This is a genomic window from Spirosoma oryzae (genome assembly GCF_003002825.1).
GTDB lineage: Bacteria > Bacteroidota > Bacteroidia > Cytophagales > Spirosomataceae > Spirosoma > Spirosoma oryzae.
The window spans coordinates 55,774-70,329 of the sequence record NZ_PVTE01000028.1; the positions used below are offsets into that span (position 1 = coordinate 55,774).

The 14,556-nt window shown below is 54.8% G+C and carries 10 protein-coding genes; 1 reads left to right on the top strand and 9 read right to left on the bottom strand.

Annotation, left to right across the window (positions count from 1 at the left end):
* Positions 1–9: 9 nt before the first annotated feature.
* Both CLV58_RS23440 and CLV58_RS23445 read right to left on the bottom strand, forming a co-directional pair.
* Positions 10–1,092: an efflux RND transporter periplasmic adaptor subunit gene (locus CLV58_RS23440; RefSeq protein ID WP_106140269.1), complete on the bottom strand. Its 1,083-nt coding sequence runs from the start codon at positions 1,090–1,092 to the stop codon at positions 10–12.
* Between the two features lie 91 nt (positions 1,093–1,183).
* Positions 1,184–1,507, bottom strand: coding sequence for a hypothetical protein (locus CLV58_RS23445; protein WP_106140270.1), 324 nt, complete (start codon positions 1,505–1,507; stop codon positions 1,184–1,186).
* A gap of 411 nt (positions 1,508–1,918) precedes the next feature.
* Here CLV58_RS23445 and CLV58_RS23450 point away from each other — a divergent pair, with 411 nt between their 5' ends.
* A complete protein-coding gene (locus CLV58_RS23450) occupies positions 1,919–3,340 on the top strand; it encodes a glycosyltransferase family 39 protein (protein WP_106140271.1) in 1,422 nt (473 codons plus the stop codon).
* 20 nt (positions 3,341–3,360) lie between these two features.
* Here CLV58_RS23450 and CLV58_RS23455 read toward each other — a convergent pair whose 3' ends face one another.
* The 7 genes from CLV58_RS23455 to CLV58_RS23485 all read right to left on the bottom strand — a co-directional run bounded on the left by CLV58_RS23455 (position 3,361) and on the right by CLV58_RS23485 (position 14,093).
* Positions 3,361–4,722, bottom strand: coding sequence for a sensor histidine kinase (locus CLV58_RS23455; protein ID WP_106140272.1), 1,362 nt, complete (start codon positions 4,720–4,722; stop codon positions 3,361–3,363).
* A gap of 13 nt (positions 4,723–4,735) precedes the next feature.
* Positions 4,736–5,407, bottom strand: a complete 672-nt coding sequence (locus tag CLV58_RS23460) for a response regulator (RefSeq protein ID WP_106140273.1) — start codon at positions 5,405–5,407, stop codon at positions 4,736–4,738.
* Between the two features lie 217 nt (positions 5,408–5,624).
* Positions 5,625–7,352, bottom strand: coding sequence for a RagB/SusD family nutrient uptake outer membrane protein (locus CLV58_RS23465; protein ID WP_106140274.1), 1,728 nt, complete (start codon positions 7,350–7,352; stop codon positions 5,625–5,627).
* 16 nt (positions 7,353–7,368) lie between these two features.
* On the bottom strand, positions 7,369–10,650 hold the full coding sequence (locus CLV58_RS23470; protein WP_146141519.1) for a SusC/RagA family TonB-linked outer membrane protein: 3,282 nt from the start codon (positions 10,648–10,650) through the stop codon (positions 7,369–7,371).
* A gap of 105 nt (positions 10,651–10,755) precedes the next feature.
* Positions 10,756–11,862 (bottom strand): FecR family protein, encoded by a 1,107-nt coding sequence (locus CLV58_RS23475; protein WP_106140275.1) that lies wholly within the window; start codon positions 11,860–11,862, stop codon positions 10,756–10,758.
* A gap of 48 nt (positions 11,863–11,910) precedes the next feature.
* On the bottom strand, positions 11,911–12,486 hold the full coding sequence (locus CLV58_RS23480) for an RNA polymerase sigma factor (protein ID WP_106140276.1): 576 nt from the start codon (positions 12,484–12,486) through the stop codon (positions 11,911–11,913).
* A gap of 200 nt (positions 12,487–12,686) precedes the next feature.
* The gene (locus CLV58_RS23485; protein WP_146141520.1) at positions 12,687–14,093 is read right to left on the bottom strand and encodes a hypothetical protein; all 1,407 of its coding nucleotides are present in this window, start codon (positions 14,091–14,093) and stop codon (positions 12,687–12,689) included.
* Positions 14,094–14,556 lie beyond the last annotated feature (463 nt).

The following is a 14,556-nucleotide window of genomic DNA, read 5'->3' on the forward strand; positions in this document are numbered from 1 at the left end:
ACGGACTGATTATTCGGCGTACAGACCCAGGTTCGAGATCACGCTTTGTGGCTTCTCGAATTTGTATTTGATCGGCTCATTCTCTTTCACCTGACGCAGCCCTTCCAGCAGGATCTTGTCGTCTTTGTTCAGCCCGGAGCTAACCACGAAAATGTGGGGCATTTCGGCAGCTATCTTGATTTCCCGCGACCGTACTTTATTGTCTTTGTCGATGACGTAGACGTATTTTTTCTCCAGTACCTCGAAGGTGGCTTTCTGCGGAATCAGCAGGGCATTGCGAATCGGCACTTTCATTTCGATGTTACCCGTTTCGCCGTGGCGCAACAGCCCTTTCGGGTTGGGGAAGGTGGCCCGGAACTGAATGTTACCCGTCGTATTATCGAAATCGGCTTCGATGGTCTGCACTTTACCCGGATACGGGAACAGTTTGTTGTTAGCCATCTTCAGGCCGACATTGCTCAGGTTAGCCTCGCTGGTTTTTTCTTTCAAGTTCAGATATTCCGCTTCCGGCACGTTGAAGTACACCCACATCTGACTGTTGTCGGACAGGGTGGTGAGCAGGTCGCCTTCATCGACCAGGCTACCCAGCCGCACCTGAAACCGGTCCATCATGCCGCTGAACGGCGCTTTGATTTTGGTGAACCCCAGGTGAACTTCCGCCAGCGACACGTCGGCTTTCGCCTTGTTGAATTTGGCGTTGGCCATGGCCAGTTCCGTCGGCGCTACGATCTTGCTGTCGGCGAGTTTTTGGGTGTTCTGGCGCTCGATGTCGGCGTAGTTGGCTTCAGCCTGTGCTTTTTGCAGCTCCGCTTCGTAGAGTTTAGGCATGATCTGAAACATCGCCTGTCCCTGATTGACGTACTGCCCTTCGTCGACGTAGATGTTCTGAATGTACCCCCGTTGCTGGGCGCGCATCTCGATATGGCGAATTGCCCGCACCTGACCGACGTATTCTTTCGTGATCGTCGTGTCTTTCAACAGCGGGCTGCTCACCTGGTATTCGACGGCTTCCTCTTTTTCTTCTTCTTTCTTCGCGCAGCTGGCCAGGCACAACACCGCGCCAAGGCTCATGAGCACAAGACTTCGTTTCATAATGGTTGTATGTTGAAAGGTGGACGTTACCACGGTTGTAGGGTATTATATTGGTTGACTGACTGGATTGGTACTGAGGATTTGCTGACTACTACCGGCTGGGCGGTGGCTGCTGAACAGCGATGGTCCGTCCGGATGAAACCTGCCCCGGTGGCGCGTTGGGAGCCTGTGCCATGCGCAGAATCAGACTGTCTTTCTGCTCATTGGACCGTCGGCATTCCGAGAGTTCCTGTTGCCAGACCAGACTATCGATCGGCTGGTAGGTGCTGCTTAACTCCGATGCGCGCATACGTTGCAGGTGGCTTTGTTGATACAGCAGAAATCCGTTGAACACCAGCGAGAGGGCCAGTGCCAGTCCAAAGCCGTAAAGCAAAATCGAGTCGGGCCGTTTGGCAGGGACATTCCGGAGTTGCATAACCTTGTATCGGTGCTGAGTTGACACAAAGGAATAAACAGGATATTAAAACGGTTTGAGAAGGAAATTAGAAGATATTAGAACGAGCCCCGGCCGCTGATTGGCCGTTTTGCGCGTTTTTGACCCACAGATGACGTACGATCAGGCTTTGTTGCCAGAACCAGACCAGCGCCTGAGCAGTCTTCCGATTAAAATCCTACTTTATAGTTTTATAAAACTACTAATGCCCAGCAGCCAACTTATTCTCTGTGGGTTACGCGTTAATCCCGGCCCCTGATCTATTAAGCCCTTTTTAATGAAGGTGTTAATCAGTACTGCTGGTCATCAGCTACGGAACAAAATTGATGCCTGCTGTCTCACTCGCTATGGCTACTTTTGGTGGTTCCGTTTTCTACGGCCTTCCTCACCGGTATGCTTTTTCCGTTTTCCCGGCTAACACTGCTCAAAGCCGGCTTCTTCTTTCTCCTGGGTCTCCTTGTCCTCAGCTGCTACCAGCGAACCGAACATTTCGATGATGCCTGGTTCGCCGAACAATCGTACTGGCTGGTGCGCGACGGCTGGGTGCGCTCCGAACTGTTCCGGGGGCTCAACGGCTGGGAAGATCGAATCTACGTCTTTCACAAGCTGTACATCTACGCCAGTGCGCTGGTTATGAGCCTGATCGGGTTTTCCCTACCGGCCAGTAAACTCCTGACTACGCTATGTGTCTTAACGACCGGCTACCTGATCTGGCGTTACAACCGACGCTCGTCAGCGCTGGAACAGTGGCTGGCCCTGCTCTTGTACGCTGGCTGCGGCATCGTCATCCAGTACATCGCCGTCAACCGCCCCGAGATAATGTGTGCGCTACTGGGTTTTTCGTCGTACTACGTGCTCAGTCAGCGAACCAATCAGGCGACCGGACGACCGGAACTGGCCGGACTGCTGGCGGGTATGGCCGCGCTTACGCACCTGAACGGCTTGATTTACGTAGCTGCGGGGCTGGTCTGGCTACTCGTTCGGGACGGGCTTCGTCCGGCGATCCGGTTCGCTATCGTCAGCGGATTGACGTTGAGCTTATATACAGTCGATGCCCTTTGGGACGGTCAGATCAGCCTGATGATTCGTCAGTTCATTCACGATCCGGCCACGCAGGCTAATTTCAGTCTGGCCGATAAGTGGCGCATCATGCTGGATTATCACCAGCTGTTTTTCCACGGCTACGCCGAGGTACCGCTCAGCGTGCTGGTTCTGTTGTGTCTGCTAGCCGGTGGCCAATCGGCCCGACTGCGTAACCCAACCGTCTTGTATCTGCTCGTGCTGGTGGTAAACTTCTGGCTGCTGACCAAGAGTAATTTCGACTTTTATTATATTCTGTTTGCGCCCTGGCTCGCGCTGGTAGCCGCCAACGTCCTCACCGACAGCCGGGCCGACCGACCCCGCTGGCAACGCCGGGCCGGTGTTGCTGTGGTGGTTGCGTACTACGGACTGGCGCTGTTTACGGTGGAACAGGTACTGGTCGAGAACCGCACGGTGCCGTACATGCCGCACTACAATGCAATGCTGGCGCAGCACATGCCCCGCAAACACACCAGAATCATCGCGCCGATCGGTTTCTTTTTCGATCAGATGGAAACCTACCACATACACGGATTGAGCTACTATTCAGCCCGGCATGGCCATGCTTCGCTGGCAGAATTTTTTCAGCTGGCCGATCAGCAGCAAGCAACCTATGTGGTAAGCGATGGCTACGAGAATGCCAGTTACGTAATTCCGATGAATGCGCCGGAGCGGGTTGGGGCCTACAAACGAATCTTCCGCGACCAGATGACGAGCATCTATGAACGGCAATAACCAACGCGGTCGATCGTGCTTCATTCCGGCGTTCCCTCCGGTAAACGAATCGTCACCGTCGTGCCCTGACCGACGTGCGAATCAATGGCCAGCGTCCCCTGATGCAGGTCGATAATTTTCTGCGTAATGGCCAGACCGATGCCGTAGCCGGGTACCCCCTCGACGTTATTACCCCGGTACAACGGATCGAACACATGGGCCGCATCGGACTCGGTTATGCCCCGCCCCTGGTCGGTTACGACAACGTCGATGCCGTTGTCGGTCGAGGCAAGTTGAACGGCAACGGCTTCCTGCGAGTACTTGCAGGCATTGTCGAGCACATTTAGAAAAGCCGTCGTCAGCAGGGTAGCATTTCCGGCGATCGTAAACGATTCGCCGTCGCCAGCATCGAAATGAAGCGGTAAACTCCGACCGGGATACTTGGTCTGCACCTGACCGATGGCAGTCAGCAGGCAGTCGTCGACCTGTATATCGTTGAGTACCACGCCCGCATCCGACATTTTAGCGAGACTCAGCAGGCCGTTGGTCAGGCTAATAAGTTTCTTCAATTCTTCGACGGCAATCTCCATGCTGTCGCGCCAGTCGGCCGGGTTCTGATCGTAGCGGAGCGAGGTTTCCAGCGTCCCGAGCGTGTTGTTGAGAGGTGTTCGCAGTTCGTGCGATGCGTGCGCCACGAAGCTCCGCTGCGATACGAAGGCATCTTCGAGCCGAAACAACATGCGGTTGAAGGTCATCGCCAGCTGCGCGATTTCGTCCTGCTGGTTGCCTTCGTTTACCCGCTTGTGCAGGTGCATGGCCGTAATCTGCTCGACTTCATCGACAATCTGCGAGATGGGTTTGAGCACCCGACCGGCGAAGTACCAGCCCGCCAGTACGATCAGCGCGAAGCCCAGCAGGTTGGCCAGCAGCAGAATCTGTTCCAGCGCCGTCATCTTGGCAAAGCCGATCCGGTCGTAGCCCGACGCGAAAATATAGAACTGCTGCCCCCGGTCGCGAAACGGAATCACGATCGACTCGAAATGCCCGCTGCGAAATTCGAACAGCGAACCCGTGGCCAATAGCGGGATTTTTTCCTTGTAATAATCGGACTCTTTGAGGGTTCGGTTGGTAAAGACCAGGTTATGCCGACTGTCGTAAATGCTGATCTGCTCGTCGACGATCGTCAGCAGATCGGTACGGACCATGTTCTTGAAAAAGTCGTCGTGCAGGTGCCGCCGGGAAATCAGCACCCGACCGGCCACGCGGGCTTTCGACTCCAGCCGGCTGTAAAATTCCTCCTGCCGGTAGAGCGAATAAAAATACAGTACAACCAGCGACAACGTGATCTGAATCGCGATGGCCAGCCCGGTGAAAATGATTGTCAGCCGATTTCGAATGAGCATACGGAAGCGTTGGTCAGCTCTCGCGCAGAACGTAGCCCATACCGACGATGGTATGCAGCAGTTTGGGCGAAAAATCCTTGTCGATCTTCTTGCGGAGATAGCTGACGTACACGTCGATAACGTTGGTGTTGCTGTCAAAATTCAGGTTCCAGACCCGCTCGCTGATGTCGACGCGCGAAATCACCTTGCCTTTGTTGAGCATCAGGTATTCCATCAGCGCGTATTCGCGGGTCGTCAGGTCGATGCGCTTACCCGACCGGGTTACCGTCTTCGTATCCAGATTCAGTTCCAGATCCGCCAGTTGCAACACCTGTTTGGACTTGCTGTGATTCCGGCGGGTCAGTGCCCGAACGCGTAACAGTAACTCCTGAAACTCAAACGGTTTAGCCAGGTAATCGTCGGCTCCGGCGTTGAAACCGTCGGCTTTATCGGTGATACTGTCCAGCGCAGTCAGCATCAGCACGGGCACGGCTTCATTGTCGGCCCGGATCAGTCGGCAGAGGTCGAAGCCGTTGATATGCGGCAGGTTGACGTCGAGAATGATGATGTCGTATTCGTTTTGCCGGAACAGCGACAGCCCCGTCCGCCCGTCGTAGGCGATTTCTACCTCGTAGCCTTCCGCCGACATACCCTTCCGGATAAACGTAGCCGCCCGTTCCTCGTCTTCAACCAGCAGAATCTTCATTGGCAAAGGATTAGTATCATCCGCACAAAAATAGCCGTTACCACGATTAATCGCCCAATTATACTGGTGGACGGGAAGGGCTGGGGCTTGCTCTGTATTGGTTAACTGGTCTTACGAGCCAGCTCTTTTACCCCTAAATCCCCTGAAGGGGACTTTGTCTACGTGCGAGCAAAGTCCCCTTCAGGGGATTTAGGGGTATTACGGATTACGTGCTAGATCAATACCCCGGGTTCTGCTTCAGCTGCGTAGACACGTTGAGTACGTTCTGACCGATGGGAAAGATAGCCGTGTGGTTATCGGCATCCGGCTGCTTGTCCCACCAGGTACCCGTGTTGAACACACCCCAGCGAACCAGATCGGTACGCCGGCGACCTTCCACCAGAAATTCACGGCCCCACTCGTCGAGCATTTCCTGATCGGTTAGTTGACTGCCATCGGTCTTGTACAGACTGGGCGAATTGGTCGGGTAGTTCCGCGCCCGCACCGTATTCAGCAGCGCAGCCGCTCCGGCTTTGTCGCCCGCCCGGTACTTGCACTCCGCCAGCGAGTAGTAGATTTCGGCAAATCGAATTTCGGCGTAGGCCGACGAAATCTTGTTCGGGTCACTGCTGGGATAGTACGGATACTTCACCGGATAAATCCCCGAATTCTGATCGGCGTTGTTCATGTTCGACGTCTTGTTCGTAATCCGGGTACCCGGTTTCGCATTCAGAAACAGGCCCACCTGATCGCGGAAAAACAACGGGTACGGACCTTTGGTCGACCGCACCGTATCGACATTCCCATTGGCGTTGACGTACGGCAGATAGCCTTGCAGGAACATTCCTTCCCGACGACTGTTTCCCAGATTCTTGTACGTTTTCAAGCGCACGTCGTCCGGGTATTTCTGAAACTTGATGTACGGCTTACCCAGCGCAAAACTGTACTCCGTGCTGTCGACGTCGCGGCCGGGTTGCATGGCGTATTTGGGGTTTGCCGTCCCGAAATCAGTGAAGCCGAAGTAGAACGTGGCGTTGACGGGCAGCATCCAGAAATACATACCGCCATCGTATTGCCAGTGGGTCAGGCCGAAGCTGCCGGGGAAACCAAAGACCGTTTCCGACGAGGTCGCGTTGGTGTAGTCGAAGGGGGCGTCCCAGCGACTTTCGAGCGCATATTGGCCGTACTTACCTGCCAGCATATCGGTGCACACCGTCGCGCAATCGGCGTACCGGTCGTTGCCGGTATATACCTTGGCATTCAGATAGAGCCGGGTCAGCAGGGCCGCTGCGCCCCCCTGCGTCCAGCGACCAACGCTGTTCGCACCCAGACTTTGCCGGGTGGGCAGGTTGGGCAGCGATTCTTTTAGTTCCTGTTCAATATAGGCGAATGCTTCCTGTGGCGACACCTGCGGACCGCCCTGCGTTTGCCCCTTCACCTGCTTTACCAGCACGATGTTCCGGTACATATCGAGCAGGCGGATGTTGAACCAGGCCCGTAGTGTACGCAGCTCAGCGATCATCCCGTCCAGTTCGGCACGCGTCATGCTGAACCGCTCCGGGTCGGTGATGCCCTGCAAATCTTCCAGCGAGTTGGTCGCCAGTGTCACCCCACCGTACAGCGCATTCCAGGCATCGCTGGTGTAGCCGTCGTTGGGGGTCCAGGTGTGGTAATGGACGCGCTGGTATTGTCCCCCATCGAACCAGTCGCCCTGTCGGTTGGGGGTCATCAGTTCGTCGGTGCTGTTTTCCTGCAACATAAACGTCGAGCCACCCTGTATCGACCAGTAGGCATGTTCGAAGGCGCGTAGAAAATCGCGGATGACGTCCTGCCGGGTTTGCAGGAAGTTTTCCGACGTAATACGATCGTATAAAACTTCGTCCAGGTTCGTACAGCCCGCCGTCAGCAGCAGACCGGACAGCCCGAGGGTGCGCAGTGTCGAGGATAAAAATCGATTCAGTTTCATGGTCAGTCAAGCAGGTTTAGAAAGTGAGTTGCAGACCCAGCAGCAGTTGAGTCGTGGACGGGAAGTAGTTCAGCGACGGATTGATGCCCGGATACAGGCCGTTGACCTGCACCAGATCGGGGTCACCACCGGTGTACTTCGTGAACGTGGCCAGGTTGCGGGTCGTGGCGTAGATACGCGCCGAACGCAGGTATTTCACGTTGAGTGGCTGCGTGTAGCTCAGCGTGATGTTGTCGATTTTGACAAAGCCACCCGGCTCCAGAAAGTAGTCCGACAGGGTCGAGTACGTGGCCGTGTTGGTCAGTTTTGAGTACTTGCCACCGTCGTAGGCCGACTTGAGCGTGTTGGCATTCTGCTGCGTAGCGGGCGTTCCCAGATAGAAGGCGTAGGTGTTGAAAATCTGGTAGCCGAACGTGCCGCGCAGGAAGACCGTCAGATCCCACTTCTTATAGCTGAAATTATTGGTCAGACCGCCCGAGAACTTGGGCAGGCCGTTGCCGATAAACTGCCGGTCGTCGTTGTTTGCCTGATTACCCTGCACGATCGTACCGTCTTTTTTGTAGACCTGTACCGCTCCGCTTTCGTTGACCCCCGCCGACTTCAGCGCGTAGAAGCTACCGATCCGGGTGTTTTCCTGCAGCCGCTGCACGTTGCCCGGACTACCCGGTGCGGGCAGGCCAACGACGTCGACGTACGTCTGTCCCTTGTAGGCTTCGCTGGAAAAGGCGACAAACTTGTTGCTGTTGGTAGCCCCGGCAAATGTCAGGTTATACCGAAAATCCTTGCCCGTCACGACCGCAGCGTTCAGCTGAATTTCCAGTCCGGAGTTTTGCATCGTCCCGACGTTGGCGAAGGTCGACCCCTGAATGTTGGGCGGGTTAGGCACGGAGTAATCACCCAGCAAATCTTTGTTCGTCCGAACGTAGTAGTTCAGACTACCCGTCAGGCGGCTGTTTTTGAACAGGTCGAAGTCGAGGCCGACGTTGACATTGATCGCCTTTTCCCAGCGCAGGTCGTAGTTGGTGTTCTGGCTGGGGCCCCATACCTGATACGACGTACCGTTGTAGAGGTAGTAGCCGTAGCCGCTGTAGGTATCCAGCGAGCGATAGTTGCCAAAATCCTGGTTACCCGTCACGCCGTAGTCGGCCCTCAGTTTCAACTCGTTCAGCCAGCCGGTATTTTGGGCAAACGCTTCCTGCGTAATCCGCCAGCCGACCGAAGCCGCCGGGAAGTAACCCCACTTGTTGTCGTAACCAAACTTCGACGAACCCTCCCGGCGCAAACTGGCCGACAGGTAGTATTTCTGGTCGTAGTCGTAGTTGACCCGACCGAAAAAGCCGACCAGTTTCGAGCTGTTCCGGTACGACCCGACGTTGTTGATACCCGCCTGCAGGTTCCACAGCCCCGTGCCCAGGTTATTGTAGGTCAGTATGTTCGACGGAAAATTCTCGTTAGCCGCGTTGAAACCCGACGACATGAAGAACTGGTACGAATACCCACCCAGTACCTTTACCGAGTGCTTGCCGGCATCGAGCGCATAGTTACCCGTCCACTCAAAACTTTTCTGATCGTTCTCGTCCAGCGACTGTGATCCTGTGTTCCGCCCTGATCCGTTAATGACCGTTGTCAGCGTCGACGGCGTGAAGCCGAAGTTGCGGAAGGACGAACTAACCTCCCCCAGCGTTACCAGCGTCGACAGGTTATCGAGCAGGTTCAGTTTGAACGACGCGTTGATGTCGAGGTACTTGATATCGCTGCCCGACAGCACACTTTTCGCGCTCTCAACCGGGTTATTAGCAAAAAAGCCCGAGGTGATATAGGCGTATTTACCCGTCTGATCGAAGATGGGTTGCGTCGGATTGAGCGTCAGCGCGTAGTTGAAACCACTGTAGTCGGCGTTGCTGGTTTTGGCGTAGCGCGGAGCAGCCGAAAAGGTCAAGGCGTACAGGTTGTTGGCCGACGTGTGGTTGATATTGACCCGGCCGCCGTATTCCTGCTTGGCCGATCGTAGATCGACACCCGTGGCATTGCGGTAGTCGAGCGAAGTGAAGTAGTTCGTTTTGCCGTTACCACCCGAAAACTGGAGCGTGTGTTTCTGCGAGAAAGCCGGGTTACGACTGACCGCTTTCATCCAGTCGGTGTTGCCACCCAGATCGACCCCACGGTTGTTGGCCAGAAACTCATCTTTCGACAGCACTGACAGCTTGTTCGTGATAAAATCGAAGGAGCTGTAGCCATCGTAGAAAATGCGCGACTGATCGGAGCCTTTCTTCGTTGTAATCACGATAACGCCGTTGCTACCGCGTGTTCCGTAGATGGCCGACGCGGCACCGCCTTTCAGCACGTCGATCGACTCGATTTCGTTCTGGTTGATGTTGTCCAGATTCCCGCCCGGAATGCCGTTGATGACGAAGAGCGGTCCCAGACCGGCATTGCGCGACGACACGCCCCGCAGCTGAATACTCGGCGTCGAGTTCGGATCGCCTGCTGCCGTATTGGTGATCGACAGACCGGCCACTTTCCCCTGCACGGCCATCAGTGGGCTGTTGCTGCCCACCCGCAGCAGATCGCCCGACGACAGGTGTGTCACGGCGCTGGTTACTTCCTTGCGGTTGAGCGAACCGTAGCCTACGACAACCACTTCGTTGATCGACTTGACGTCGGGTTGCAGTTGTACGCTGATCGTTGTCTGGTTACCCACCGCCACTTCCTGCGACGCATAGCCGACAAAGCTGAATACAAGTGTTTGTGGTCCGTCGGGAATCGTCAGTCGGTACGTACCCGACGCGTCGGTAACCGCTCCGCGATTCGTCCCTTTGATAGCCACAGTTACGCCCGGTAGCCCCGCTCCTTTCTCGTCGGACACGACCCCGGAGATTGTCTGTTCAGCCGCGACCTCGATCGATTCGCCCGCTTCGTTGAGCTGTATCGTCATGGATTCGGCCACCGTCCGGGCCAGTATGATCTGCTCTCCGGCTACGGTGTAACTCACCTGTAGTGGCGTCAGCAGTTTGTTTAGCACGTCCTGTAGCGTGCTGTTCTGCACACGCAGCGAGATAAGCTGCCGCGCCCGGACCACCTGCGGGCTGTACGAGAACTTGACCTTGGCCGCCTGTTCCAGCGTCCGTAGTACTGATTTAACCGACTGTCGCTCAATGGACAGACTAATACGCCGATTCAATAGCTCGGGGGCCGGCAGGTCGGTCGCCTGGGTTGCCCGCGCACACTGTACCAGCAGCAGCGCCACCACCAGCACGATTCGTTTGTAAACAGGCAAATAATAACTTATTTGTTCCATTGATTTACTTGGTTGAGTTTAGGAAATAGGCACACTTGAGCGCATGGACGCTCTGAAAAAGGAATAGAAAAACGTTCTGAGCGGTGTGGGGTAAGTCGTGGGGTGTTACAGACAGGAGCCGCCGTTGATTACAATCTGTCCGTCGACCATATCGTACGTAGCCCCGACCGTTGCGCAGATGATGCGTAGCTTGCTGGCGAACGGTTCGTTCTGGAGCGACGCCGTAAGCTGACAGTTGGACAATGCCTCTTTGTTATAGCGAATGTCGATGCCGTAGGCGTCCTGCAAGTCCTGAATCACCTGCGGTATCGGTGTATCGCTGTACGTGAACGCGGGCGCTGCGGACCGCTCGCGGCTGGGTGGGCGCACGACAACCTGCGGCAGATCGACGAGTTGTTTGATGAACTGATCCGACTGTCGGTTGAAAACGACCTGCTGATTCGGCATCAGCAGAACGCCGTGCTGCTTATTGGTAGTCCCCACCACCTTATCCCGGTACACCGCGACCTGCCCCGACTGTACCTGCACGTGTACACTGCTCTCCCCGGTGTACGCCCGAACCAAAAAGCGAGTCCCGAGTACTTTGGTAACCAATTCGTTGGCATAGACCAGAAACGGCTTATCAGCATTCTTCGTCACGGCAAACGTAGCTTCACCCGTGAGATAGATCGTCCGGTTTTTCTGGCCAAAGGTGCGCGGGTAGCTGACCCGACTGTCCGGTGCCAGCACGACCGTCGACTGATCGGGCAGCGTGATTTTTTGGGTTACCCCGGCGGTATTCGCGTACTCCGTAAAAGCGGTATCCAGCGTAGCCAGTTGTTCGTTATAGATCGATACGGGACGGGTAAACCACCACAGACCGGCACCAAGCAACAGGGCGACTGAAGCCGCTGCCAGCCACCGCGCCCGACGCAGCGGCCGTACGATCGGTTCGGGTACGGGTGTCGAGTACGCGTTAGTTTGCCGGATACGACTCAACAGATGCTGCACCGTATCGTCCGACAGCTGCGTATGGGCGTAGTCATAAAGCCCCTGTTCGATCGCCCGCACCAGTTGCTCGGCCTGTTGCCAGATAGCCCGACGGTGCGGATGAGCCGCCAGCCACTCGGTCCAGAACTGATTCGACTGGTCAGTTGGGGCAAGCTGATGATCCACGAAGGCATCATCCAGTAAGAAGTCCGTTACGGTAAAGGTGTCGTATGCAGGATACACGGTTCGCTGGTTATGTCTGTAGATGACGAAACCAGCAAAACGTACTCACTAAACCCAAAAAAATAATTGAAAAATTAAAGAAACGCTGATAATCAAGCGTCTTAATTTCTCGATAGCTCTGAATACCAGGTTTTTCGCCGACTGCTGATTAACGGCTAGTATCGCCCCGATCTGGTCGTAGTTCATGTTTTCGACGAAGCGTAATTTCAGGGCTTCCTGCTGCCGGGGCGGCAACTGAGCGATAAAGCGCTGTAACCGCTGCTGCTGATTGTCGGCGGTTTCAAGGGCGTCGAGCAGTTCAGTATCGGGCTCGGCCCACAAAGTCTCGTAATCGGTTTCCAGCAAGGGCGTCAGGGGTCGCTCCTTGCGCTCAAGCAGGTGCATGATCCGGTTCTTGAGCGATCTTAGCAGATAGTACCGAATGTTGTCGGGTGTACTTAGCCGCTCCCGCTTTGCCCATAGTTCGGTGAACACGTCGTGAATACAATCCAGCACGAACGATTCCGACACCGCAACGAGACTCATGCCGTACCGGTACATGGCTTTGATGTGCAGTTGGTATAGCTGCGTGTACGCTCCTTCATCGCCGGCCTGAAACGCCTGCCAGAGTTGTTGTTCGTTCACGATGATTCACTGTTACTATCGACCGGTTAGACCCAGTCACACTACCTGTTCAACACAGTAAGTCGGAAAAAGGGCCATTCTTTATCGCGTCACCGGAAATTTTCGTGGTATCAGGCGATCGCAGCCGTCAACGCTTGGCCGATATACAGCTTGAACAAGGTCGTTTCCAGCGCGTCAGTCGCAGCCGGCCGATGCGCTATTTATTCGATACGTATCTCCCGTTCTAGTGGCAAAGTCTCGAACGTAGCGTTGGATTCTACCTGTTGATAGACAAGCTGATATCGCCCAAGAGGTATAGTGGTTGGAATAGTGAATAGCCACCAGCTTTTAGTATCGGCAGGTATCGTATACGTCTGCGATGGGTTAGTGACCGACGTTAGTCGAATCTGAACCCGTAATGAACCAAGGCCTTCCGGTCTTCCGGGGGGACGTTGAGCAAAAGTTTCAACTGAGGTGGGAATACTATAGGTTTGTCCACCTTTGAGCACCACTGGATCAGCGAAAGCTTTACTGGCCGTCAGCAGATAATCAACAGGCGAATCGTCGAGTCGCCAGGGAAAGATGTTATAGATGACCAGATCATCGAAGCGGTTGCCAACAACGACGCGGGTCGACAATGAGGTTGGCTGCCCTTTTTCCAACAGCCGGGCATAGTAGTAGCCTGCCTTCAATCCAGCGGGTATCACGAAGTCCGCAACGCTGCCCCGATAAGAATCCAGCAAAGGAGCCGTAAACTTCTCACCAGCCGCATTACTAAGCTGTATACTTAGCTGACTATCCAGGTACAGGTTATACCCGTATACCCGTAAATACCTACCGGCCAGCGAATTAGTAGTGAACATCGTCGCGCCCTCAGATAAGGCTAGTCGGCCTTTCTGAAACGAGATGGTACCCGCTAACTCAGCCTGCCGTCCGTTGGCTTTGCGAACCGCGATTCGATACACACCTGGTTCGATGAATCCTGGCTCAACGGTAAGTGGCAAACAACTGACTGCTGGATTCCCACAGGTCTGGAGAGGGGTTACAGAAAACGCCCGAGTCTGTCCGGTTGCCACATTCGTGAGTTGCAGCGAGCCGATAGCACTACTATCACGAAAGTTGATGACGGGAAAGGTAATCTCATAACTTTCCGGCTCCATCGTAATCGTACGTGAGCCGGTATACGGAGCGAAAGCCAGTGGGCCAGCCGCTCGCAGCGTCACATAGTAATCAGTCGTTTGCGACACCGCCGACTTGCGGATGATCCGTAGGTTTCCGGGCTGGAGTCTCCAGTCAGTCCAGCCCGGAGCCTGTCGGGAGAACAGGCTGGATTTGGGGTAATCGATGGTCGTTTCGGGAGTTAGCTCAACTACAGGTACTACACTAGTGTCAGTAAAGCTGGCGGGCAGAGTAACGACAATCTGGTTTGTGGTCTGATCGATCTGAATATTAGCCGGCGGGATGCCCGGCACAGCAAACTGAAGCAAGCGCGGCTCGCCGTTAGGGCCAAAGCCCGGATCTACTTCGTTCCGCTGACAGCCGGTCAGTATATAACCTAGCAGGAGAGCCAGTAAAAACGCGATACGCTTGTACTGACACAAGCCAATTCGCTGTATAGATGCATTCATAACTGACAGATAGCATAGTTTGACATAGGTACAGGCAGGGCTAACAAGGTAGCCTTATCGTGTCCATCTGTCAACACGATAAGGCTATTTCTTCTTCAGTTTATCTGAACAATGACCCGATACTTACAACCGCATCATACAAAGGCCTGTTTGGTGACAACATGGCGAACAAATCCCTGTATGTAACCCGTAAACACAATCAGTTGATTGTCAAATAGCCAAGCACTAACATAAGCATGGTTACCATAGCCGTAAGCAATATCGTCAATGGCTGACCCGTTCGCTGCCGGAGATAACTATACCACCTAAGAATGTGCAGTATTGACCAGCCAACAGCTATCCCGACCAGCCAACGTGGCTCGATATTAAGAGCCTATCCGAAAATGATTGAGCGTTTCCAAACGATGTGGGCACAGGCCAGAAATAGCAAGGCTTTATAATTGGCGACCTTCTTCTCCCAGCG

Bases quoted from the DNA above. Each gene is read 5' to 3' on its own strand.
- CLV58_RS23440 (WP_106140269.1), bottom strand. From the start codon at position 1,092: ATGAAACGAAGTCTTGTGCTCATGAGCCTTGGCGCGGTGTTGTGCCTG.
- CLV58_RS23445 (WP_106140270.1), bottom strand. From the start codon at position 1,507: ATGCAACTCCGGAATGTCCCTGCCAAACGGCCCGACTCGATTTTGCTT.
- CLV58_RS23450 (WP_106140271.1), top strand. From the start codon at position 1,919: ATGCTTTTTCCGTTTTCCCGGCTAACACTGCTCAAAGCCGGCTTCTTC.
- CLV58_RS23455 (WP_106140272.1), bottom strand. From the start codon at position 4,722: ATGCTCATTCGAAATCGGCTGACAATCATTTTCACCGGGCTGGCCATC.
- CLV58_RS23460 (WP_106140273.1), bottom strand. From the start codon at position 5,407: ATGAAGATTCTGCTGGTTGAAGACGAGGAACGGGCGGCTACGTTTATC.
- CLV58_RS23465 (WP_106140274.1), bottom strand. From the start codon at position 7,352: ATGAAACTGAATCGATTTTTATCCTCGACACTGCGCACCCTCGGGCTG.
- CLV58_RS23470 (WP_146141519.1), bottom strand. From the start codon at position 10,650: ATGGAACAAATAAGTTATTATTTGCCTGTTTACAAACGAATCGTGCTG.
- CLV58_RS23485 (WP_146141520.1), bottom strand. From the start codon at position 14,093: ATGAATGCATCTATACAGCGAATTGGCTTGTGTCAGTACAAGCGTATC.